A 20,401-nucleotide genomic window follows, 5' to 3' on the forward strand; every position below is an offset into this window, starting at 1 on the left:
TCACGCCTCGAAGCGGGTGCGGATCAGCCGATCCAGCGTCATCACCCCCCAGCCGGTCGCGCCTTTCGGCGCCAGCGCGGCCTCGCCGGGCGGCAGGGCGACGCCCGCGATGTCGATATGGCACCACGGCACATCGGGCTTGATGAAGCGCTTGAGGAAGGCCGCCGCGGTGATCGCGCCGCCCCAGCGCCCGCCGGAGTTCTTGATATCGGCCAGACGCGACTTGATCAGCGGATCATGGGCGGGGGTGAGCGGCATCGGCCAGGCGCCTTCGCCCTCGGATTTCGCGGCGCTGAGCAGATCGCCCGAGAGCTTGTCGTCGTTGCTGAAAATGCCCGCATGGTCATGGCCCAAAGCCACGATGATCGCGCCGGTCAGCGTCGCCAGATCGATCACCGCGGCGGGGGCGAAACGCTCCTGCGCATACCAGAGCACATCGGCCAGAACCATCCGCCCCTCGGCATCGGTGTTGACCACCTCGATCGTGTCGCCTTTCAGGCTTTTGACGATATCGCCCGGCCGCTGCGCCCGCCCGTCGGGCATGTTCTCGACCAGCCCGACCAGACCCACGACATTGGCGCGGGCCTTGCGCAGCGCCAGCGTGCGCATCACGCCCGCGACGACCGCGGCCCCGCCCATGTCCATCGTCATTTCTTCCATGCCCGCCGCGGGCTTGATCGAGATGCCGCCGCTGTCAAAGCAGACGCCCTTGCCGACAAGGGCAAGCGGCGCCGCATCGGCCTCGGCCCCCTGCCAGCGCATCACCACGACTTTCGAGGGGCTCTCCGAGCCTTGGCCGACGGCCAGCAGCGCGCGGAAGCCGAGTTTCTCCAGCTCGTCCTCGTCCAGGATCTCGACCTCGAGGCCCAGCTCGTGCATCGCCGCCAGCCGGGCGGCGAAATCGTCGGTGGTCAGGATATTGGCCGGTTCGTGCACCAGATCGCGGGTGAAAAACACCCCCTCGGCCAGCGCGGCATGGGGGGCGGCCTCGGCGGCGACGGTTTCGGGCGATGCCACCATCATCTCGACCGGGCCGAAGGGCTTCTTCGGCTCGCTCAGGTAATCGAAACGGTAGGCCCGCAGCGCCAGACCAAAGGAAATGTCGGCGGCGCGCGGATGCGCCTCGGCAATCACCAGCGCGCCTTTCTCATTCAGCCCCTTGGCGACGGTCGCGCCTGCCTTGCGCGCCTCGGCCACGCTGGCGCGGCGGTCAAGCTTGACCAAGGCCAGCGCCTCGCAGGCCAGACCGCCCGGAAAGCCGAGGTCGAGCGAATCACCCACCGCCAGCTTGCCCCAGCCCTCGGATGCCAGCGCCCGCCGCACCGCGCCCCGCGTCAGCCGGTCGAGCTTGCGCCCCATCAGGCCCAGCTTGCCCTCGGGCGGCACGATCAGCGCCAGACGGCCTTCACGGGCGGCAAGGGCCTCGGCATCGGAGGCGGTGAAACGAAGGGCGACGGGGTGGATCATGGCTGTCCCTGCGGCTGGTTGGTTCGGGCCAAGCCTAAGCGGCGCCAAAGCGATTGTATAGCCGCGCCGGTGATGGGCGGGAAGCTGCCCGACCCCGGGTCTTTCCGTCTTTTCCCGGTCCCGTTCCCGCGCTAGAGAGGGGCAAACCCCGCGGGAGAGATCCGACTTTGAAACGCCTGGACCGATATCTCCTGTCCCAGCTGATGGCGATATTCGGATTTTTCGCGCTGGTGCTGGTCTCGGTCTATTGGGTGAACCGGGCGGTGCTTTTGTTCGACAAGCTGATCGGCGACGGCCAGACCGCCTGGGTGGTGCTGGAATTCACCGCGCTGACCCTGCCCAAGGTGATTTCGCTGGTGCTGCCGGTGGCGGCTTTCGCGGCGACGCTTTACGCGATCAACCGGCTTTCGGGCGAATCCGAGCTGGTGGTGATGCAATCGGCGGGGGCAAGCCCGTGGCGGCTGGCGCGGCCCGTCGCCCTTTTCGGGCTGATCGTCGCGGCGCTGATGCTGGTTCTGGTGCATGAACTGGTCCCCGCCTCGCGCGCGCGGCTGGCCGAGCGGCAGGCGCAGGTGTCGCAAGATGTCACCGCGCGCTTTCTGACCGAGGGCAGTTTCCAGACCCCCACCGCGGGCATCACCGTCTATATTCGCGAGATTTCCGATCTGGGCGAGCTTCTGGACATCTTTCTTTACGATGCCCGGGGCCAGACCGCCGAGACGATCTATACCGCCGAAAAGGCGCTGATCGTGCCCTCGGATGCCGGGCCGAAGCTGGTGATGTTCGACGGCACGGCGCAGACGCTGCGGCCTTCGGACGGGTCGCTGGCGCTGACGCGCTTTGCCGATTTCACCTATGATCTGGGCGGCGCGATCGGCACCGGCCTGCGCGGGCGCATCGACTGGGAGGAAGTGCCCAGCCGCGATCTGATCGCGCCGGGGCCCGAGCTGCTGGCCGCGACCGGATCGACGGTGGCGGCGGCGCATCTGGAGCTGAACGACCGGCTGGCGCAGCCGCTTCTGGCGCCGGTGGCGGCGCTGATCGCGGCGGCGGCGATGATGCTGGGCGGGTTTTCGCGGCTGGGGCTGTGGCGGCAGATCGGGCTGGCGGTGCTGGCGCTGATCGGGTTGCAGTCGCTGTCCAATCTGGCCACCTCGATGACCCGCGCCGATCCAGAGCTTTGGGCGCTGCATTACATGCCCGCGCTGGCCGGGCTGATCCTTGTCGCGCTGGCGCTGTCCTGGGCCGGGCGGCGGCGCAAGTCGCCCCCCCTGACGGCGGCGGAGGGCCGGGCATGACCTTGTCGCTTTATATCGCGCGCCGCTTCGGGCAGGCCTTCCTGATCGTCGCCGGGGCGTTCTGGGGGGTTTTGTTCCTGATCGAGATGGTCGAGCAAATCCGCCGTCTCGACCCCGCCCGCGGCGCGCTGTCGGATGCGGCGCGGCTGGCGGTGCTGTCCACCCCCTCGACGCTTTACACGATCTTTCCGCTGGTCGTCATGCTCTCGGGCGTGGTCGCCTTTCTGGGCCTTGCGCGGTCTTCGGAACTGGTGGTGATCCGCGCCGCCGGGCGCTCGGCCTTGCGGATGCTGCTGGCGCCGGTGACGGTGGCTTTGCTGATCGGCGTCGTGCTGGTCGCGGTCGGCAACCCGATCGTCTCGGCCACCAGCAAGCGCGCCGAAGAGATCGAGGGCCAGCTGCGCGCCGAGGGCCGCCAGACCGTCTCGATCGGCCGCGAGGGGCTGTGGATGCGGCAGGGCACGGCCGATGGCGGGCAGGCGGTGATCCATGCGATGCGCGGCAATGCCGATGCGACGGCGCTTTATCAGGTGACCTTCCTTCTGTTCGACGCCAAGGCCGGGCCGGTGCGCCGGATCGATGCCGCCTCGGCCTGGCTGACGCCCGGCGCCTGGGTGCTGTCAGAGGCGAAGGACTGGCCGCTGGGCCGCTCGACCAACCCCGAACGCGACGCGACGCGGGCGCAGACGATCTCGCTGCCCTCGACGCTGACCGCCGAAAGCATCGCCGACAGTTTCGGCGCCCCCTCGGCGATGCCGATCTGGGAATTGCCGGGCTTCATCCGCGCGCTGGAGGCGGCGGGCTTTTCCGCGCGCCGTCACATCGTCTGGCTGCAGGTGGAGCTGGCGCAGCCGCTGATGCTCGCCGCGATGGTGCTGGTGGCGGCCGGCTTCACCATGCGCCCGACGCGGTTCGGCGGCACCGGCGGGCGGGTGATGCTGGCGCTTCTGGCCGGACTTGCGCTATTCTTCCTGCGCAATGTCGCACAGGTTCTGGGAGACAACGGGCAGATCCCGGCCACGCTGGCGGCCTGGGCGCCGCCTGCCATCGCCCTGATGCTGGCACTGACGCTGGTTCTGCAGCAGGAGGAGGGATGATGCGCAACCGCCACTTGCGGCCCCGGATGCTTGGAACGGCCTTGGGCACGGTTCTGGCGCTGACGCTTGCCGTCCCGGCCTGGCCGCAGACCCCGGCCGCGCCCGCCCCCGCGCTGGCGGCGCCGCTTTATTCCGATGCCGCGACGCTGCTCGCCGACCGGATCGAGGTCACCGGCGCCGACCGGCTGATCGCCTCGGGCCATGTCGAGGTCTATTGGCACGAACACCGGCTGACCGCCGAGCGCATCACCTATGACAAGGCCACCGACCGGCTGGCGATCGAGGGGCCGATCCGGCTGGTGCAGCCGGGGGCGACCGGCTCGGTCATTCTGGCCGACACCGCCGAGTTGAGCCGCGATCTGCAAAACGGCGTGCTGACCGGGGCGCGGATGGTGCTGTCGCGCGAATTGCAGCTGGCGGCGAACCGGCTGGAACGGCAGGACGGCACCCGCACCGTGCTGCGCGAGGTCGTGGCTTCGTCGTGCAAGGTCTGTCTGACCGATCCCGAACCTTTGTGGGAAATCCGCGCCCGCACCATCACCCATGACACCGAAACCCGCCAGCTTCTGTTCGAAAGCGCACAGTTCCGCGCCATGGGCGTGCCGCTGGTCTGGCTGCCGCGGCTGCGCATGCCCGATCCGACGGTGGAACGGATGTCGGGCGTGCTGCGCCCGACGCTGCGCACCACCTCGCTTCTGGGGCCGGGGCTCAAGGTGCCCTATTTCCTGACTTTCGGCCCCTCGGCCGATCTGACGGTGACGCCCTATCTGTCGGCGAATTACACCCGCACGCTGGGGCTGCGCTATCGTCAGGCGCTGCGCACCGGGCATTTCGAGCTGGAAGGCGCGGCGAGCCGCGATTCCATCCGCGAGGGCAAGACCCGCGGCTATCTGTTCGGCACCGGCACTTTCGCGCTGCCCGCCGATTACACGCTCGGGCTGCAGCTGCGGATGGTCTCGGACCCGTCCTATCTGCTCAATTACGACGTGACCGAGGATGACCGGCTGTGGTCGGGGGTGACGCTGTCGCGGGTGCGCGCCACGGAAATGGTGCTGGCGAAGATCGGCAAGACCCATTCCCTGCGCGAGGGCGAAAGCAACGAGACCGAGCCGATGCGCTCGGCCGATGCCGCCTGGACGCGGGTCTGGCGGCCCGGGCTGATCGGCGGCGAGCTGAGCTTCGAGGGCAGCCTGCATGCGCATTGGCGGGCCTCGGACCTGGCGACGGACGGGCCGGATGCCGGGGGGGGCGCCGACGGGCGCGACATGACGCGGATCTCGGGCGTGGCGGAATGGCGGCGGAACTGGCTTCTGGGCGGCGGCGTGCTGGCGGCGCTGGAGGGCGAGCTGGCGGTCGACGCCACCGCGGTGCGGCAGGACAAGGATTTGTCCGGCGAAAGCCTGCGCGCGCTGCCCTCGCTTGGGGTCGAATTGCGCTGGCCATTGGTGAAAAGCGAGGGCCGCGCGGTGCAGGTGATCGAGCCTGTCGCGCAGATCATCTGGAGCGGCAAGAGCCTGAAGCAGCTGCCCGACGAGGACAGCCTGCTGACCGAATTCGACGAGGGCAACCTGTTCGATTTTTCCCGCTATCCGGGCGGCGACCGGCGCGAACGCGGCACCCGGGCGAACCTTGGCCTGAGCTGGACGCGGCATGATGCCTCGGGCTGGTCGCTGGGGCTGACGGCGGGGCGGGTGTTCCGGCTGGATGACCTTGGCGATTTCGCCGAGGGCTCGGGGCTTTCGGGCACCAGTTCCGACTGGCTGATCGCCACGCATCTGAGCACGGCGGGCGGGCTGGTGCTGTCGAACCGGGCGCTGGTCGATGATGATCTGGACTTTGATCGCGACGAATTGCGGCTGGCTTATCTGGGCGACCGGGCGCAGGTGGCGGCGGGCTATCTGTGGATGCTCGAAACCGCGGCGACGCCGAAAACATCCGAGCTGTTGTTCGAATCCGACTGGCAGTTGCGCCGCGGCTGGTCGACCAGTTTCGACACCCGCTACGACCTTGTCGCCGACCGCGCCGCCAAGGCGTCGCTTGGTCTGCAATATTCAAACGAATGCGTCACCGTCGATCTTTCCCTCTCGCGCCGGTTCACGTCCTCCACTAGTGTGGAGCCCGAAACCGACTTCGGCCTGTCGATCTCGCTTGCGGGCTTTGGCGCCGGATCGGGCGGCAACCGGACCGAGCGGGTCTGTCGGCGCTGAAACCGGGCCCGGACGCGCGCGGCCCGCGCAAGGAAACGACGAACGGATGACGGAACGAATGATGCGGCATTTTCCCTCGCTTCTCGGATGGGTTCTGACGGCCGGGCTGGCGCTGGGCACCGCCGCGCCGCTGCAGGCGCAATCGGCGGGCGATTTCGCCCCGGCGATCACCGTCAACGGCCTTGCCATCACCGGCTATGAAATCGCGCAGCGCGCCCGGTTCATGGAGCTTCTGGGCGCCAAGGACGACGTGCGCAAGATGGCGGAAGAGGCGCTGATCGACGACCGGCTGCAGGGCTGGAAGGCGCAGAGCCTTGGCATTTCCATCTCGCGCGAGGCGGTGACCCGCGGCATGGCGGAATTCGCCGCCCGCGCCAATCTGAGCACCGAAGATTTCCTCAAGGTGCTGGCCGGGGCCGGGGTCGAGGCGCAGACCTATCGCGATTTTGTCACCTCCGGGGTGACCTGGCGCGAGGTGGTCAAAGCGACCTATGGCGGCGGCCGGGTCCGGATTTCCGATGCCGAGATCGACCGGGCGCTGGCCCATGAGGCGCCCAAGGGCGCCGAGCCCGAGCCGCCGAAAGTGCTGATCTCGGAAATCGTGATCCGCAATTTCCCCGGCCGCGATGCCGAGACCATGGCCAAGGCGCGCAAGGCCGCCGCGGCGAAGACCGAGGCGGAATTCGCCGCGCTGGCAAAAGAGCTGTCCTCGGCGAAAAGCGCGGGGCAGGGCGGGCGGCTGGACTGGATGCCGGTCACCGCGCTGCCGCCCGAAGTGCGCGAAACCGTGCTGGGGCTGCGGCCCGGCCGCGCCTCGGCGCCGGTCGAGACGCCGAATTCGGTGTCGGTCTTCTTCCTGCGCGGTCTGGACGAGGGGGCGCCGCTGACGCCGCAAACCGCGGCCCTGGGCTATGCGACGCTGCTTCTGGGCGCCTCGGGCTCGCCCGAGGCGGCGGGCTGGCGCGCCAGGGCCGAGGCCGATGCGCAGCGCTGCGACGATCTTTATTCGGTGGCGGGCAAGCTGCCGGCCGAGCGGCTGGAGCGGGTCGAGGCGGCGCGGGCCGGGCAGATCCCGGCCGATATCGCGCGGGTTTTGCCGCGGATGGATATCGGCGAGATGACGGTTCTGGCGCGCGGCGGCAATGACGTGCTGGTGATGCTGTGCGACCGCGGCCGCGCGATCAACGCCGCGCTGGGCGAAACCGGCCCCTCGCGCGAGGCGACGCGGGATCAGCTTTTGAACGCGCGGGTGGGCGCTTTGGCCGACCGGCTGCTGGCGCAACTGCGCGCCGAAGCTGTGATCGTGCGGAAATGACCCTGCGCGCGATCGAAGCGGCGGCGGGCGACCGGCCGGTGATCCTGACCTGCGGCGATCCTTCCGGGGTCGGGCCGGAACTGGCGGTGCGGGCGAGCCAGGCGCTGGGCGCGCGGCTGCCCTTTGTCTGGCTGGGCGATCCGGCGCATCTGCCGCGCGGCGCGGCGGTGCGGGAAATCGAGACCCCCGATCAGGCGATGACCCATGCGGGGGCGGCGCTTTGCGTGTTGCCGCATCCGTTTCCGGCGGCGGCGGTGCCGGGGCAACCCGATCCGGCCAATGCGCAATCGGTGATCGACGTGATCGCGCGCGGCGTCGATCTGGTCAGCCGCGGCGCGGGGCTGGCGCTGACCACGGCGCCGATCAACAAGAAGGTGCTGAAAGACGGGGCGGGTTTCGCCTTTCCGGGCCACACCGAATATCTCGCCCATCTGGCGGGCGGCGCGCGGGTGGTGATGATGCTGGCCTCGGACCGGGTCGATCCGCCCTGCCGCGTCGTGCCCGCGACGATCCACATCGCCCTGCGCGAGGTCTTCGACGCCTATACGCCCGCGCTGCTGCGCGAGGTGGTGCGGCTGACCGCCGAGGGGCTGCGGCGCGATTTCGGGCTTGAAAATCCGCGGCTTGCGGTGGCGGGGCTGAACCCGCACGCGGGCGAGGGGGGCGCGATGGGGCGCGAGGAAATCGACTGGATCGCCGATGTGGTGGCCGGTCTGCGCGCCGAGGGGCTGGCGGTGACCGGGCCCTTGCCGCCCGACACGATGTTTCACCCGGCGGCGCGGGCGCGCTATGACGCGGCGATCTGCGCCTATCACGATCAGGCGCTGATCCCGATCAAGACGCTCGATTTCGACGGCGGGGTGAATGTGACGCTGGGGCTGCCCTTCGTGCGGACCTCGCCCGATCATGGCACGGCCTATGATATTGCGGGCACCGGCAAGGCCAGTCCGCACAGCCTGATCGCGGCCTTGACGATGGCGGCGAAGATGGGGGCCGCGCGTTTGTGACGACGCGCCGGGGGCTCTGCCCCCGGACCCCCGAGGTATTTTGGGCAAGATGAAAAGGAAGGACGGGCTTTGGCTGCGATTGACGGGCTGCCGCCCCTGCGCGAGGTGATCGCGACCCATGAGCTGGTGGCGAAAAAGGCTTTGGGGCAGAACTTTCTGCTGGATCTGAACCTGACCGCGAAGATCGCGCGGGCGGCGGGGGATCTGACCGGCTGCGACGTGCTGGAGGTCGGGCCGGGTCCGGGCGGGCTGACGCGGGGGCTTCTGGCCGAGGGCGCGCGGCGCGTGCTGGCGGTCGAAAAGGACAGCCGCTGTCTGCCCGCGCTGGCCGAGATCGCCGCGCATTACCCCGGGCGGCTTGAGGTGATCAACGGCGATGCTTTGGCGGTCGACGTTCTGGCGCATCTGACGCCGCCCATTCGGATCGCGGCGAACCTGCCCTATAACGTCGGCACCGAGCTTCTGATCCGCTGGCTGACCCCCGCGGTCTGGCCGCCGTTCTGGCAAAGCCTGACGCTGATGTTCCAAAAGGAGGTGGCCGAGCGGATCGTGGCGAAGCCCGGCAGCGATCATTACGGGCGGCTCGCGCTTTTGGCGCAGTGGCGGGCCGAGGCGAAGATCGTCATGGTGCTGCCGCCCGAGGCCTTTACCCCCGCGCCCAAGGTGCATTCGGCGGTGGTGCATCTGACCGCGCTGCCCGCGCCGCGCTATCCGGCCGATCTGGCGGTGCTGGAGCGGGTGGTGGCGGCCGGGTTCAACCAGCGCCGCAAGATGCTGCGTTCGAGCCTGAAGGGGGTGCATCCGCGTATCGAGGCGCTGCTGGAGGAGGCGGGCATTCCGCCGACCGAGCGGGCCGAGCGGGTGAGCCTGGAGCAATTTTGCCATCTTGCCCGGCTGGTGGCGGCGGGCTGACCCGGCTGGCGGACCCGACTTGCTGAAACGAAAACCGCGCCCGAAGGCGCGGTTTTTTCATTCGGCGGCAGAGCCTTCGGGCGGGGCCTCGGCGGGCCGGTCGGCCTTGGGCTTATCCGTGCGCGGCTTGCGCGGGGCGCGGCTGCGCGGCTTCGGCGCGGCGTCGGATTTTGCCGGAGCCGGGGCGGTTTCGGGCGCCGCGGCGGTGTCGGTATCGGCCGGGGCGGCGGGGGCCGCTTCGACCGGACGCGGCGCGGGGCTGCGTTTTTCGGCCCGCGGCGGCGCGGCCTGGCGCGTTTCCGGCGTTTCGACGAGGCCCGGGCCATCGTCTTCGGCGGCGGCGAAGAAATCGGGCATCAGCACCGGCGCGCCTTCGTAGCGGGGCTGCGGCGCCTCCTCGAAGCGGACGGGTTCAGGCTGCGGCTCGCGCGGTTCACGCTCGGGCCGGTCCCGGAAATTGCCGTTTCCGTTGCCGTTCTGGCCGCCCTGTTGCGCATTGCCGCCGGTCTGATTGCCGTTTTGCTGGTAATTGCGGTTGCGCTCTTCCTGTTCGCGGGCCAGTTCGCGCTGCGCCTCGCCGAGCAGGCGGGTGTAATGCTCCGCATGTTGCAGGAAGTTCTGCTCCGCCACGCGGTCATTGCCCAGCTGCGCGTCGCGCGCCAGCGCCAGGTATTTCTCGATGATCTGCTGCGGCGTCCCGCGCACCTTGCCCTCGGGGCCGGAGCTGTCGAAGACCCGGTTGATGATGTTGCCGATGCTGCGCTGGCGGTTCGACTTGTTGCGCGAACGGGACTTGGAGGATCTCATGAGCCTGCGTCTGTTGGACCCTTGCGGGTGGAAGGTCTGGGCCGGACCGGATTTGGGCGCCCGTCTGACCGGGGTTCGAAACCCGCAGGCATCGCCTGCTCACGGAACCGACCCTGGAAGGAAGCTGACCGGGGGGAGGACGAAAACCATCCCCTCACGCGATTGCACTAAACACTTCGGGGGCAGTGGTGCAAGACGGAATCAGGCGCGGCGCGGGAAAAGATCGCGAAAATCTGTCGATTGCGACCGGAAAACCGCGTTTCGCGCGGCTCAGGGCCGCCGTTCAGGGCCGATGCGCCAGCACCACGCGATCCCGGCGGCCCAGATCCTGCCGGACCTCCACCGCCGCGAAACCCTGCGCCGCGAGCATCGCCGAAACCGCCGCCGCCTGGGTCGGGCCGATCTCCAGCGCGATCCGCCCGCCGGGCCTGAGCCGGGCAAAGGCGCCGAACGCGATGGTGCGATAGGCGCCCAGCCCGTCGCCGCCCGGCGTCAGCGCGGCGCGGGGTTCCCAGTCGCGCACATCGGGGGCAAGCTCGGCCATCTCGGCCTCGGTGATATAGGGCGGGTTCGAGACGATCAGATCAAACCGCCCCTCGACGCCGTGAAACCAGTCGCCCTGCACGAAACGGGCGCGTTCGTGCAGGCTGAGCCGCTCGGCGTTTTCCTGCGCCACGGCCAGCGCGGCTTCGGAAATGTCGGTGGCGACGCCCTCGGCCGCGGGGCGTTCGGACAGCAGGCTGAGCAGGATGCAGCCGGTGCCGGTGCCCAGATCCAGAACCCGCTCGAAGCCGGTTTCAAGCGCCACTTCGACCAGCAATTCGGTTTCCGGCCGCGGATCGAGCGTCGCGCGCGTGACCCGGAATTCGTGCTTCCAGAACGCGCGGTGCCCGGTGATCTGCGCCACCGGCTGACGCGCCTCGCGGGCGGCGAGGCATTTGAGAAACTGCTTGTGGCGGTCTTCCGAAAGCTCGGAATGGATCGACAGGTAAAGCCGCTCCGGCGGCACCTCCATCACATGGGCGAGCAGGCGGCGGGCATCGGTGGCCGCCCCCCGGATCCCGGCGCCTTCGAGCTGGCGCGTGCCCAACATCAGCGCGATCTGTGCCTTCATTCGTCCATCTCCGCCAGTTTGGCCGCCTGATCATGGGCGACGAGCGCATCGATCACCTCGCCCAGATCGCCCGCCAGGATCTGCGGCAGGGCGTAAAGGGTCAGGTTGATGCGGTGATCGGTCATCCGGCCCTGCGGGAAGTTGTAGGTGCGGATGCGTTCCGAGCGATCGCCCGAGCCGACCTGAGACCGCCGGTTCTCGGCGCGTTCCGTCGCCAGACGCTCGCGTTCGATCTCGTAAAGCCGGGCGCGCAGGACCGCCATCGCATTGGCGCGGTTCTGGTGCTGGCTTTTTTCCGACGAGGTCACGATGATGCCGGTGGGCAAATGGGTGATGCGGACCGCGGAATCGGTGGTGTTGACGTGCTGCCCGCCCGCGCCCGAAGACCGCATCGTGTCGATGCGGATGTCGGCGGCGGGGATGTCGATGTCGACCTCTTCGGCCTCGGGCAGCACGGCCACGGTGGCGGCCGAGGTGTGGATGCGTCCGCCGGCCTCGGTTTCGGGCACGCGCTGCACCCGGTGCACGCCGGATTCGTATTTCAGCCGGGCAAAGACGCCTTCGCCCTCGATCCGGGCCATGGCTTCCTTGACGCCGCCAAGCTCGGTCGCGGTGAATTCGAGCCGTTCAAAGCGCCAGCCCATCTTTTCGGCGTGGCGTTCATACATCCGCCACAGGTCATGGGCGAAAAGCGCCGCTTCCTCGCCCCCCGTTCCGGGGCGGATCTCGAGGATTGCCGGGCGGGCATCGGCCGCGTCTTTCGGCAAAAGCGCCAGCCGCAGCGCCTGTTCCATCACCGGGATGCGGGCTTTCAACCGCGGCAGTTCTTCCTCGGCCAAGGCCTTCATCTCGGGGTCGGCAAGCCAGCCCTCGGCCTCGGTCAGATCGTCGAGCGACTGGCGATAGGCGGCGATTTCGGTGACGACTGGGCGCAGGTCGCTGTATTCGCGCGAGAGCGTCGCGATCTCCGCGGGGGGCAGGGCCGTGTTCAGCTTCGCTTCGAGAAACTCGAAACGCGCGGTGATCTGGGCAAGTTTGTCGAGCGGAACCATGGGTTCATCTGACCGAGACCGGGCTCTGGGTCAAGGGTGGGCGGGGGCGCTGCCCCCGCGCCCCCGGCGTATTTTCCCCAAGAAAAAGCAGCGCGCGGGCTTGCTCATGCCGGTTCGGCGGCGCGTTTCTCCATCAGGTCGCGGAAGGCGGGGCGGCTTTGGCACAGATCAAGCCAGCCGGAGAGCCGCGGGAATTGCGCCATCAGCCCGGTGTGGGCCTGGGCATAGCGGACGATCTCGGCCATGTTGATGTCGGCCACGGTGAAGCGCCCGCCGACGATGTGGCTATGCGCCGCCAGATGGGTTTCGAGCGCCTTGAACGGGCGATGCAGCTGCGCAGTCGCGGCGGCGATCTTCGCCTCGCCGGTTTCGGTCGCGGCCTCGCCCCGCGCATAGGCGAAGGAAATGTCGAGCGCCGGGCCCTCGATCGCGGTGGCGCCGTAAAGCGCCCATTGCAGCATCTGCGCCTCCTCGCGCAGGTCTTTCGGCGCGAGCGGCCCGCCCGCCTTTTGCGCCATGTAAAGATTGATCGCGAGCGATTCCGAGAGCACCAGCCCCGCATCCTCCATCACCGGGATCGCCCCCGCGGGCGAGAGCTTGAGGAATTCCGGCGAGCGGGTGTTGAAGGGCGCCTCGGGGTGGGTGGGGTCGACCCCCCGGGCTTCCAGCCGATAGGCCTGGATGACGGGCTTGAGCTGCCAGTCCAGCCCCAGTTCCGTCGCCGCCCAGATGTTGCGCGTCGCGCGTGAGCGGTACATGCCGTAAAGTGTGATCATCGCTCCCTCCTGTTTGCCCCATGCTGCGCCGGGATCGGCGCAGAGGGAAGGCGGAAAATGCAACCGCAAAATGACGGTTTCTTGACACGTATCAAGGCGATTTTCACCTTTGTCTGCCACGCTCGGGCGATCAGCAGGGAGGGCCGCGGATGGAGGATCATGTCACCTTGGGGGGGCAACAGCCCGTTGCCGAACCGCCGCAGGCCGAGGGGGTTTCCCCGGTCGGGCCTGCGCCCGAAGCCGCGCCCGAACCTGCCGCGGGCGAAAGTGCCGCGCTGACCGGGCCGCAGGAATTTCCGACGCTGGAGGCCGTCACCGTCCGCAAGACTTTCGAGAGCGGCAAATATCCCTATCCGCACCGCCTTGGCCGTGTGGCTTACGAACGGGAAAAGGCGTTGTTGCAGGCCGAATTGCTGAAGGTGCAGCGCTGGGCGCAGGAGACAGGGCAGAAATTCGTCATCCTGTTCGAGGGCCGCGATGCCGCGGGCAAGGGCGGCACGATCAAGCGCTATACCGAACATCTGAACCCGCGCTTTGCCCGGGTGGTGGCGCTGAACAAACCCTCGGACGAGGAACGCGGGCAGTGGTATTTCCAGCGCTATGTGCGCTGGCTGCCCACCGCCGGGGAAATGGTGTTTTACGACCGCAGCTGGTACAACCGCGCGGGCGTCGAGCGGGTGATGGGCTTTTGCACGCCCACCGAATATCTGGAATTCATGCGCCAGGCGCCCGAATTCGAGCGGATGCTGGTGCGCTCCGGCATCCGGCTTTACAAATACTGGTTTTCCGTCTCGCGCGAGGAGCAGCGGCGGCGCTTCACCGAACGCGCCACCGATCCGCTCAAGCGCTGGAAGCTCTCGCCGATCGACATGGCCTCGCTCGACAAATGGGACGATTACACCGAGGCGAAGGAGGCGATGTTCTTTTACACCGACACCGCCGATGCGCCCTGGGTGATCATCAAGTCGAATGACAAGAAGCGGGCGCGGCTGAATTGCATGAAGCATTTCCTCGCCTCGCTCGACTATCCCGACAAGGATCCGGCGATCGTCACGCCCCCCGATCCGCTGATCGTCGGCCATGCCAGCCATGTCGTGCATGGCGCGGCGCATATTCTGGCCAGCGCGCAACACCCGCAGCGGCGCGGCCCTGCGACACGGGCGAAACCGTGAAGTCCCTTGCGTGACCCCCGGCCCCGGCCCATCTTGGCGCGGGGCAACGGGGGATGGGCCATGTGGGACGAACGGTTTTCGGGCGAGGGCTATTTCTACGGCACCGAACCGGCGGATTTTGTCGCGGCGCAGGCCTGGCGGCTGCCGCAGGGGGCGCAGGTGCTCTCGGTCGCCGAGGGCGAGGGGCGCAATGCGGTCTGGCTGGCCGCACAGGGGCTGTGCGTGCATGCGCTGGACGGCTCGGCCCCGGCGCTGGCGAAAGCGCAGAAGCTGGCCGCGGCGCGCGGGGTGAGCCTGACCACCGAACGGGCCGATCTGGCGCGGTTCATCTGGCCGGTGGCGGCCTATGACGCGGTCTTCGGCGTCTTCATCCAATTCGCCCCGCCCGCGCTGCGCGGCGCGATGTTTCGCGGCATGGCGCAGGCGCTCAAACCCGGGGGGCTGTTGTTCTTGCACGGTTTTTCAGTGCGGCAGCTGGCCAATGCCTCGGGCGGGCCAAAGGATGCCGCGCAACTCTGGACGCTCGATCTGCTGCGCGCGGCCTTTCCGGGCTGGGCGATCCGGCATCAGGCCGATTACGACGCGCGGCTTGCCGAGGGCGCCGGGCACAGCGGCAAGGCGGCGCTGATCGACCTTGTTGCGGTCAAACCTGCAAGATGATGGCGCCCTGTGACCTCGTCACAGACAATTTATTGCCCGTGGCATAGACGGAACCGTGCTTGTCGTGCGTTTAGTAAGCTCGATGCACTGACCCCAACCCTTTCAGGAGATGACGCATGCACAAAATCCTTCTCGCTCTTCCGGTGGCCGCCCTTGTTCTGGGCTCTGCCGCCTATGCCGCGGATACCAAAGAGGTTCTGGAGGCCCGCGAGGCCTATTTCAAATCGCTCGGCAAATCGATGAAGGCGATGACGGGCGTGGCCAAGTCGTTCGACGCCGAGGCCGCCAAGGCCGAAGCCGCGGTGCTGGAAAAGATCCTGGCGACCGATGTGGCGCCGCTGTTCCCGGCGGGCACCTCGAGCACCGATCTGCCCGGCCAGACCGAAGCCAAGGCGGCGATCTGGGCCAACATGGACGATTTCGGCGCCAAGGGCAAAGCCATGCATGACGCCGGCACCGAAGTGATCGCGGCGGCCAATGCCGGTGACGGCGCCGCCTTCGGCGCGGCGCTGCAAAAGCTTGGCGGCACCTGCAAGGCCTGCCACGACGACTACCGCGAAGAAGACTGATCTGCCCGGGGCGGGGGAAACCCCGCCCCCTTTTCCTTTCCGTTGAAGGTGTTGCCCGATGACCGACATGACCGATGCCCCCGCGAGAAGCCGCCCGATGATCTGGGATCCGCTGGTGCGGGTGTTTCACTGGACGCTGATGATCTGCGTCGTGGGGGCCTGGATTCTGGGCGAATTCGGCCCGGATATCATGACGTTGCATTTCTGGCTGGGTTATGCGGTGGGCGGCTTGCTGCTGATCCGCATCCTGTGGGGCTTTGTCGGCCCGCGCACGGCGCGGTTTGCGAATTTCGTCACCGGGCCGGGGCCGGTCCTGCGCTATCTGCTGACGCTGCCGAAGCGCCAGCCGAGCCATGCGCCGGGCCACAACCCGCTGGGCGGCTGGGCGGTGGTGGCGATGCTCGTGCTTTTGGGCCTGCAGGTGCTGACCGGGCTGTTCGTCGGCACCGATGATTACGTGAACATGGGGCCGCTTTCGGACTATGTCTCGGAAGATGTGAACAAGCTGGTGCTGAGCTGGCACAAGACCTTTGCGCCGCTCATTCTGGCGCTGGTCGGGCTGCATGTGGCGGCGATCTTCTTCTACCGGCTCTGGAAGCGCGAAGACCTGATCACCCCGATGATCACCGGGCGTCGGCCCGATTGAGCCATATGGACGGCGGCAGGGTTCCGCGCTAACCTGCGGGCATGACACAGGTACATTCTCCCGCAGGGCAATCCGGCCTTGCCGCCAATATCCGCGCCACTCTGGTTCTGGGCCTGCCGATGATCGGCTCCAACGTTGCCCAGATGGCGCTTCACGTCACCGATACGATCATGCTGGGCTGGTACGGGGTGGCCGAACTGGCCGCTGTCGTGCTTGGTTCGTCGTTCTTCTTTTTCCTGTTCATCCTGGGCTCGGGCTTTTCCTATGCGCTGATGGGGCGGATCTCCGCGGCCCTTGGCGCGGGCAATGCCACGCAGCTGCGCCGCGACACGCGGATGGGGCTTTGGGTCTCGATCGGCTACGGGCTGGTCGCGATGCCGGTGCTTTTCGCCGCAACGCCGATTCTGCGCGCGCTGGGACAGGACCCGCATCTGACCGCGCTGGCGGCCCAGTTCCTGAATATCGCCGCTTTCGGTCTGGTGCCCGCGCTGGTGGTGGCGGTGCTGCGCGCCTATCTGGGGGCGCAACATCGCGCGCAGGTGGTGATGTGGATCACCATTCTGGGCGTGGGCGTCAACATCTTCGGCAACTGGGCCTTTGTCTTCGGCAATTTCGGCGCGCCCGAGATGGGGGTGCAGGGCGCGGCGCTCTCGTCGGTGCTGGTGCAGGCGACTTCGGCGCTGCTGCTGGCGGCTTATGCCGCGTGGCATCCGAAGCTGCGGCAGATCCAGCTTTTCACCCGGTTCTGGCGCCCGGATTGGGAGGCGATGCGGGCCGTCGTCCGTCTGGGCCTGCCCGCCGGTCTGACGCATCTGTCGGAAGCCGGGCTGTTTCAGGCCTCGGCGCTGATGATGGGGTGGCTGGGCACGGTGCAGCTGGCGGCGCATGGGATCGCGCTCGAACTCGCCTCGCTGACCTTCATGATCCACATGGGGCTGTCGAATGCGGCCACCGTGCGGGCGGGCCATGCTTATGGCGCCGCCGATCCCGCGCGGCTGCGCGCGGGCGCCAAGGCGGCGGTGCTGATGTCGATGGTCTTTGCCGGTCTGACGATCGCGGTCTTTCTGGCGATGCCGGAAACGCTGGTCGGGCTGTTTGTGGACCGCACGAAGCCCGAGGCGGCCGAGATTCTGGTCTTTGGCGCGCATCTGCTGGCGGTGGCGGGGCTGTTCCAGCTTTTCGACGCGGCGCAGGTGATGGCGCTGGGCCTGTTGCGCGGCGTGCATGATACCCGGGTGCCGATGGTGATCGCCACGATCAGCTATTGGCTGGTGGGGGTGCCCGCCAGCTACATCCTCGCCTTCCGCTTCGATCTGGGCGGGGTGGGGCTCTGGCTGGGCCTTGTCATCGGGCTGGCCTGCGTCGGTGTTACCCTGATGGTGCGGTTCTGGCGCGGCCCCTGGCTCAGCGGAACGCCCGCAGATAGTGACGTTCGTAAAGCCGCTTGAGCCAGTGCAGCGGTTTCAGCGCGGGCAGGGTCAGGTTGATCTTGCCGCGGCGGAACACCAGCATGCCGCTGTCCAGACTGTCCATGATGCAGATGAGCTCGGGCAGGAACGGCGTTGCCGGGTCCAGGCCCTTTTCGATCGCGGCGATGTTGGCGGCGATCGCCTGCGCCTGCAGATCGGCCTGATGCGCCTGTTTCGGCAGCCAGTCCGGCCCCGGGAAGGACCCGGCATCGCCCGCCACCCAGACGCCCGGCTTGCCCGTCACCCGGCACAGCGCATCCGCCAGGATCATCTTGCCCGGCGAGAGCGGCAGATCGGTGTCCTCGAACCAGGAAAGCCCGGTCATGCCGGGCTGGAACAGGATCAGATCGGCGGCGATTTCGCCCGCCTCGGTCACCACCTTGTCGGGCTCGATCCGCACCATCTTGTGGCCCAGATGCGTTTCGATGCCGCGCCCTTTCATCTCGGCCAGAATGCCGTCGACCGCCTTTTCGCCCAGCCGCTGCCCGGGCCGGTCCGAGGGCGAGAAGAACACCAGCTTGAACCGGTCGCGGCGCATCTGCTGGCGCAGCAGCGTGTCAAGGATGAACATGTATTCGAACATCGGCCCGCCGCGGATCGCGCCGGGCTCGCTGGGGTTCGTGGCCATGCCGATGGCGATGGTGCCGCCCTCAAGCGCATGAAACCGCTCGGAAATCGCCTGCGCCGGCGCGAGCCCCTCGCAGGGGATCAGCGCATGTTCGATGCCGGGCAGCTTGCGCAGGAACCGCGCCCCGGTGGCGATGATCAGGTGATCGCCCGAAATCACCTGCCCGTCGAGGGTGGTAACGCTGCGGGCGCCCGCATCCAGCGTGGTGACCGCGGTCTGCAGGAAGCGCACCTTGTGGCGGGCGAGGAACGGGGCCAGCGGGATCTGCAGCTCTTCGATTTCGCGCAGACCCGAGGGGATCCAGATCGCCGAGGGCAGATAATGCAGGCTGTCCCGCGGCGAGATCAGGGTGATCTCCGCCTTTACGCCGCGCTTGCGCAGCGCGCGCACCGCCGTCAGCGCCGCAAAGCCCGAGCCGAGGATGACGATATGGGTCATGGGGGCTTCCTTACATTCTATTGTCTGAATGTAAGGCTAGCCCAGCCCCGCCCGCCAAAGCAAGCAAAACCGGGTCACGTGTCCGTGTCAGCCTCGGGTCCGGCCTTCATCATCCGCTCGGCCTTCTTGCGCACCAGAACCGTGCGCAGATCATGCATCGCCAGCAACAGCGGATCGGTGACCTCGTCGAGCTGCGCCTCGGTCGCCTTCGCCTGCACCCAGTGCGTCGTCAGGTTCAGATGATCGACGGTGCGCAGGATGTCATCGACATCGCGCGCGGCCAGGGTGGCGATGCGTTTCGCCATCCAGGCCTCGATCTCGCGCAGGTCATCGGGCGTCAGCTTGCGGTCGCCCTGCGCCTTGATCTCGCCGTTCCTGACGTTGACGACGGCGATCTGCTCCATCTCGATCCGGCGCTGGCGGTTCTCGGTATCGACCCGAAACACCGCCGCGCCATTGTCGCGGATGCGAAAATAATACTCGGGCAAATCCCCGGCCATCGCACACTCCCCGGGCCGGTCTGGCCTTACTTTAGCCCCTCGCAGAAGGACTTGATCCGCGCGCAGGCATCGACCAGCGCCGCGTCCGAGGTAGCGTAGCTGATGCGGAACGCGGGCGAAAGGCCGAAGGCCGCGCCGAAGACGACGGCGACCCCGGTTTCCTCAAGCAGCGCCGTGGCAAAGGCCTCGTCATCGGTGATGACCGTGCCCGCCGCCGAGGTCTTGCCGATCAGCCCGGCGATCGAGGGATAGACGTAGAACGCCCCCTCGGGCGTGGGGCAATTGATGCCGGGGCAGGTGTTCAGCGCCGCCACCACCAGATCGCGGCGACGCTCGAACGCGACGCGGCTTTCGGTGATGTAATCCTGCGGCCCGTTCAGCGCGGCGACGGCGGCATATTGGCTGATCGAGCAGGGGTTCGAGGTCGATTGCGACTGCACCTTGGCCATCGCCTTGATCAGCGCCTCGGGCCCGCCCGCATAGCCGATCCGCCAGCCCGTCATCGCATAGGCTTTCGAGACGCCGTTGCAGGTCAGGGTGCGGTCGTAAAGCCCCGGCTCGACCTGCGCGGGGGTGGTGAAGGTGAAGCCCCCGAACACCAGATGTTCGTACATGTCATCCGACATCACCCAGACATGGGGGTGACGCAGCAGCACATCGGTCAGCGCCTTGAGCTCATCGCGCGTATAGGCCGCGCCCGAGGGGTTCGAGGGCGAGTTGAAGATCACCCATTTCGTTTTCGGCGTGATCGCAGCTTCCAGCGCTTCGGCGCTGATCTTGTAGCCCGTCTCCATCCGCCCCTCGACAAAGACCGGGGTGCCGCCCGCCAGCAGAACCATGTCCGGATAGCTGACCCAATAGGGCGCGGGGATGATCACCTCGTCGCCCGGGTTCAGCGTGGCGACGAGCGCATTGTAAAGCACCTGCTTGCCGCCCGAGGCGACGGTGATCTGGCTCGGCTTGTAAGACAGCCCGTTTTCGCGCGCGAACTTGGCGCAGATCGCTTTCTTCAGCTCGGGAATGCCATCGACGGCAGTGTATTTCGTGCGCCCCGCCTCGATCGCGGCGATGGCGGCGGCCTTGATATGGGCGGGGGTGTCGAAATCGGGCTCGCCCGCGCCAAGGCCGATCACGTCGCGCCCGGCCTCGGCCAGCTCGCGCGCCTTGTTGGTCACCGCGATGGTGGGCGAGGGTTTCACGCGCGCAAGCGTATCGGACAAAAAGGCCATGGCGGGCTCCTGTTCTGGGTCGCCCCTCCTTACGCGCG

The 20,401-nt window shown here is 67.8% G+C and carries 19 protein-coding genes; 11 read left to right on the forward strand and 8 right to left on the reverse strand.

Annotation, left to right across the window (positions count from 1 at the left end; all coding sequences use genetic code 11):
• Positions 1-1,467, reverse strand: a complete 1,467-nt coding sequence (locus LY44_RS15835) for a leucyl aminopeptidase (RefSeq protein WP_055209051.1) — start codon at positions 1,465-1,467, stop codon at positions 1-3.
• Between the two features lie 167 nt (positions 1,468-1,634).
• On the opposite strand from LY44_RS15835, the gene lptF reads away from it, so the two are divergent.
• From lptF to rsmA, 6 genes are all read left to right on the forward strand, one after another.
• The gene (gene lptF, locus LY44_RS15840) at positions 1,635-2,765 is read left to right on the forward strand and encodes an LPS export ABC transporter permease LptF (protein ID WP_074554706.1); all 1,131 of its coding nucleotides are present in this window, start codon (positions 1,635-1,637) and stop codon (positions 2,763-2,765) included.
• Complete coding sequence (lptG, locus tag LY44_RS15845) at positions 2,762-3,862, forward strand: LPS export ABC transporter permease LptG (RefSeq protein ID WP_055209049.1); 1,101 nt, start codon at positions 2,762-2,764, stop codon at positions 3,860-3,862. Before lptF ends, lptG begins: the two co-directional genes overlap by 4 nt.
• A complete protein-coding gene (locus tag LY44_RS15850; protein ID WP_160320018.1) occupies positions 3,862-6,069 on the forward strand; it encodes an LPS-assembly protein LptD in 2,208 nt (735 codons plus the stop codon). Before lptG ends, LY44_RS15850 begins: the two co-directional genes overlap by 1 nt.
• Positions 6,070-6,115: 46 nt before the next feature.
• Positions 6,116-7,384, forward strand: a complete 1,269-nt coding sequence (locus LY44_RS15855; RefSeq protein ID WP_160320017.1) for a peptidylprolyl isomerase — start codon at positions 6,116-6,118, stop codon at positions 7,382-7,384.
• On the forward strand, positions 7,381-8,391 hold the full coding sequence (pdxA, locus tag LY44_RS15860; RefSeq protein WP_055209047.1) for a 4-hydroxythreonine-4-phosphate dehydrogenase PdxA: 1,011 nt from the start codon (positions 7,381-7,383) through the stop codon (positions 8,389-8,391). The genes LY44_RS15855 and pdxA overlap by 4 nt, the downstream gene beginning before the upstream one ends.
• Before the next feature lie 69 nt (positions 8,392-8,460).
• Entirely contained in the window at positions 8,461-9,303 is an 843-nt protein-coding gene (rsmA, locus tag LY44_RS15865) for a 16S rRNA (adenine(1518)-N(6)/adenine(1519)-N(6))-dimethyltransferase RsmA (protein WP_055209046.1), read from the forward strand.
• Between the two features lie 57 nt (positions 9,304-9,360).
• Here rsmA and LY44_RS15870 read toward each other — a convergent pair whose 3' ends face one another.
• The 4 genes from LY44_RS15870 to LY44_RS15885 form a co-directional block, all read right to left on the reverse strand.
• The gene (locus tag LY44_RS15870; RefSeq protein ID WP_055209045.1) at positions 9,361-10,110 is read right to left on the reverse strand and encodes a DUF4167 domain-containing protein; all 750 of its coding nucleotides are present in this window, start codon (positions 10,108-10,110) and stop codon (positions 9,361-9,363) included.
• A 283-nt stretch (positions 10,111-10,393) separates the two neighbouring features.
• Entirely contained in the window at positions 10,394-11,224 is an 831-nt protein-coding gene (prmC, locus tag LY44_RS15875; protein ID WP_055209044.1) for a peptide chain release factor N(5)-glutamine methyltransferase, read from the reverse strand.
• Positions 11,221-12,276, reverse strand: a complete 1,056-nt coding sequence (gene prfA / locus LY44_RS15880; protein ID WP_055209043.1) for a peptide chain release factor 1 — start codon at positions 12,274-12,276, stop codon at positions 11,221-11,223. The genes prmC and prfA overlap by 4 nt, the downstream gene beginning before the upstream one ends.
• Positions 12,277-12,380: 104 nt before the next feature.
• Complete coding sequence (locus tag LY44_RS15885; protein WP_055209042.1) at positions 12,381-13,052, reverse strand: glutathione S-transferase family protein; 672 nt, start codon at positions 13,050-13,052, stop codon at positions 12,381-12,383.
• 149 nt (positions 13,053-13,201) lie between these two features.
• Between LY44_RS15885 and ppk2 the strand changes: the two genes are divergently transcribed.
• From ppk2 to LY44_RS15910, 5 genes are all read left to right on the forward strand, one after another.
• Positions 13,202-14,224 (forward strand): polyphosphate kinase 2, encoded by a 1,023-nt coding sequence (gene ppk2, locus LY44_RS15890; protein ID WP_055209041.1) that lies wholly within the window; start codon positions 13,202-13,204, stop codon positions 14,222-14,224.
• A gap of 60 nt (positions 14,225-14,284) precedes the next feature.
• The gene (locus LY44_RS15895; RefSeq protein ID WP_055209040.1) at positions 14,285-14,884 is read left to right on the forward strand and encodes an SAM-dependent methyltransferase; all 600 of its coding nucleotides are present in this window, start codon (positions 14,285-14,287) and stop codon (positions 14,882-14,884) included.
• A 116-nt stretch (positions 14,885-15,000) separates the two neighbouring features.
• Positions 15,001-15,453, forward strand: coding sequence for a c-type cytochrome (locus tag LY44_RS15900; protein WP_055209039.1), 453 nt, complete (start codon positions 15,001-15,003; stop codon positions 15,451-15,453).
• A gap of 58 nt (positions 15,454-15,511) precedes the next feature.
• The gene (locus LY44_RS15905) at positions 15,512-16,099 is read left to right on the forward strand and encodes a cytochrome b/b6 domain-containing protein (protein ID WP_055209038.1); all 588 of its coding nucleotides are present in this window, start codon (positions 15,512-15,514) and stop codon (positions 16,097-16,099) included.
• A gap of 41 nt (positions 16,100-16,140) precedes the next feature.
• Positions 16,141-17,547, forward strand: coding sequence for an MATE family efflux transporter (locus LY44_RS15910; protein ID WP_055209037.1), 1,407 nt, complete (start codon positions 16,141-16,143; stop codon positions 17,545-17,547).
• Here the strand turns inward: LY44_RS15910 and LY44_RS15915 are convergent.
• The 3 genes from LY44_RS15915 to LY44_RS15925 all read right to left on the reverse strand — a co-directional run bounded on the left by LY44_RS15915 (position 17,504) and on the right by LY44_RS15925 (position 20,363).
• On the reverse strand, positions 17,504-18,634 hold the full coding sequence (locus LY44_RS15915; protein WP_055209036.1) for an NAD(P)/FAD-dependent oxidoreductase: 1,131 nt from the start codon (positions 18,632-18,634) through the stop codon (positions 17,504-17,506). The genes LY44_RS15910 and LY44_RS15915 overlap by 44 nt on opposite strands.
• A 74-nt stretch (positions 18,635-18,708) precedes the next feature.
• A complete protein-coding gene (locus LY44_RS15920; protein WP_055209035.1) occupies positions 18,709-19,134 on the reverse strand; it encodes a hypothetical protein in 426 nt (141 codons plus the stop codon).
• A gap of 26 nt (positions 19,135-19,160) precedes the next feature.
• Positions 19,161-20,363, reverse strand: coding sequence for a pyridoxal phosphate-dependent aminotransferase (locus LY44_RS15925; protein ID WP_055209034.1), 1,203 nt, complete (start codon positions 20,361-20,363; stop codon positions 19,161-19,163).
• Positions 20,364-20,401: the final 38 nt, after the last annotated feature.

It is taken from the genome of Rhodobacter capsulatus, from assembly GCF_003254295.1.
Taxonomy (GTDB): domain Bacteria; phylum Pseudomonadota; class Alphaproteobacteria; order Rhodobacterales; family Rhodobacteraceae; genus Rhodobacter; species Rhodobacter capsulatus.

Bases quoted from the DNA above. Each gene is read 5' to 3' on its own strand.
- LY44_RS15835 (WP_055209051.1), bottom strand. From the start codon at position 1,467: ATGATCCACCCCGTCGCCCTTCGTTTCACCGCCTCCGATGCCGAGGCC.
- lptG (WP_055209049.1), top strand. From the start codon at position 2,762: ATGACCTTGTCGCTTTATATCGCGCGCCGCTTCGGGCAGGCCTTCCTG.
- LY44_RS15850 (WP_160320018.1), top strand. From the start codon at position 3,862: ATGCGCAACCGCCACTTGCGGCCCCGGATGCTTGGAACGGCCTTGGGC.
- LY44_RS15855 (WP_160320017.1), top strand. From the start codon at position 6,116: ATGACGGAACGAATGATGCGGCATTTTCCCTCGCTTCTCGGATGGGTT.
- pdxA (WP_055209047.1), top strand. From the start codon at position 7,381: ATGACCCTGCGCGCGATCGAAGCGGCGGCGGGCGACCGGCCGGTGATC.
- LY44_RS15870 (WP_055209045.1), bottom strand. From the start codon at position 10,110: ATGAGATCCTCCAAGTCCCGTTCGCGCAACAAGTCGAACCGCCAGCGC.
- prmC (WP_055209044.1), bottom strand. From the start codon at position 11,224: ATGAAGGCACAGATCGCGCTGATGTTGGGCACGCGCCAGCTCGAAGGC.
- prfA (WP_055209043.1), bottom strand. From the start codon at position 12,276: ATGGTTCCGCTCGACAAACTTGCCCAGATCACCGCGCGTTTCGAGTTT.
- LY44_RS15885 (WP_055209042.1), bottom strand. From the start codon at position 13,052: ATGATCACACTTTACGGCATGTACCGCTCACGCGCGACGCGCAACATC.
- ppk2 (WP_055209041.1), top strand. From the start codon at position 13,202: ATGGAGGATCATGTCACCTTGGGGGGGCAACAGCCCGTTGCCGAACCG.
- LY44_RS15895 (WP_055209040.1), top strand. From the start codon at position 14,285: ATGTGGGACGAACGGTTTTCGGGCGAGGGCTATTTCTACGGCACCGAA.
- LY44_RS15900 (WP_055209039.1), top strand. From the start codon at position 15,001: ATGCACAAAATCCTTCTCGCTCTTCCGGTGGCCGCCCTTGTTCTGGGC.
- LY44_RS15905 (WP_055209038.1), top strand. From the start codon at position 15,512: ATGACCGACATGACCGATGCCCCCGCGAGAAGCCGCCCGATGATCTGG.
- LY44_RS15910 (WP_055209037.1), top strand. From the start codon at position 16,141: ATGACACAGGTACATTCTCCCGCAGGGCAATCCGGCCTTGCCGCCAAT.
- LY44_RS15915 (WP_055209036.1), bottom strand. From the start codon at position 18,634: ATGACCCATATCGTCATCCTCGGCTCGGGCTTTGCGGCGCTGACGGCG.
- LY44_RS15920 (WP_055209035.1), bottom strand. From the start codon at position 19,134: ATGGCCGGGGATTTGCCCGAGTATTATTTTCGCATCCGCGACAATGGC.
- LY44_RS15925 (WP_055209034.1), bottom strand. From the start codon at position 20,363: ATGGCCTTTTTGTCCGATACGCTTGCGCGCGTGAAACCCTCGCCCACC.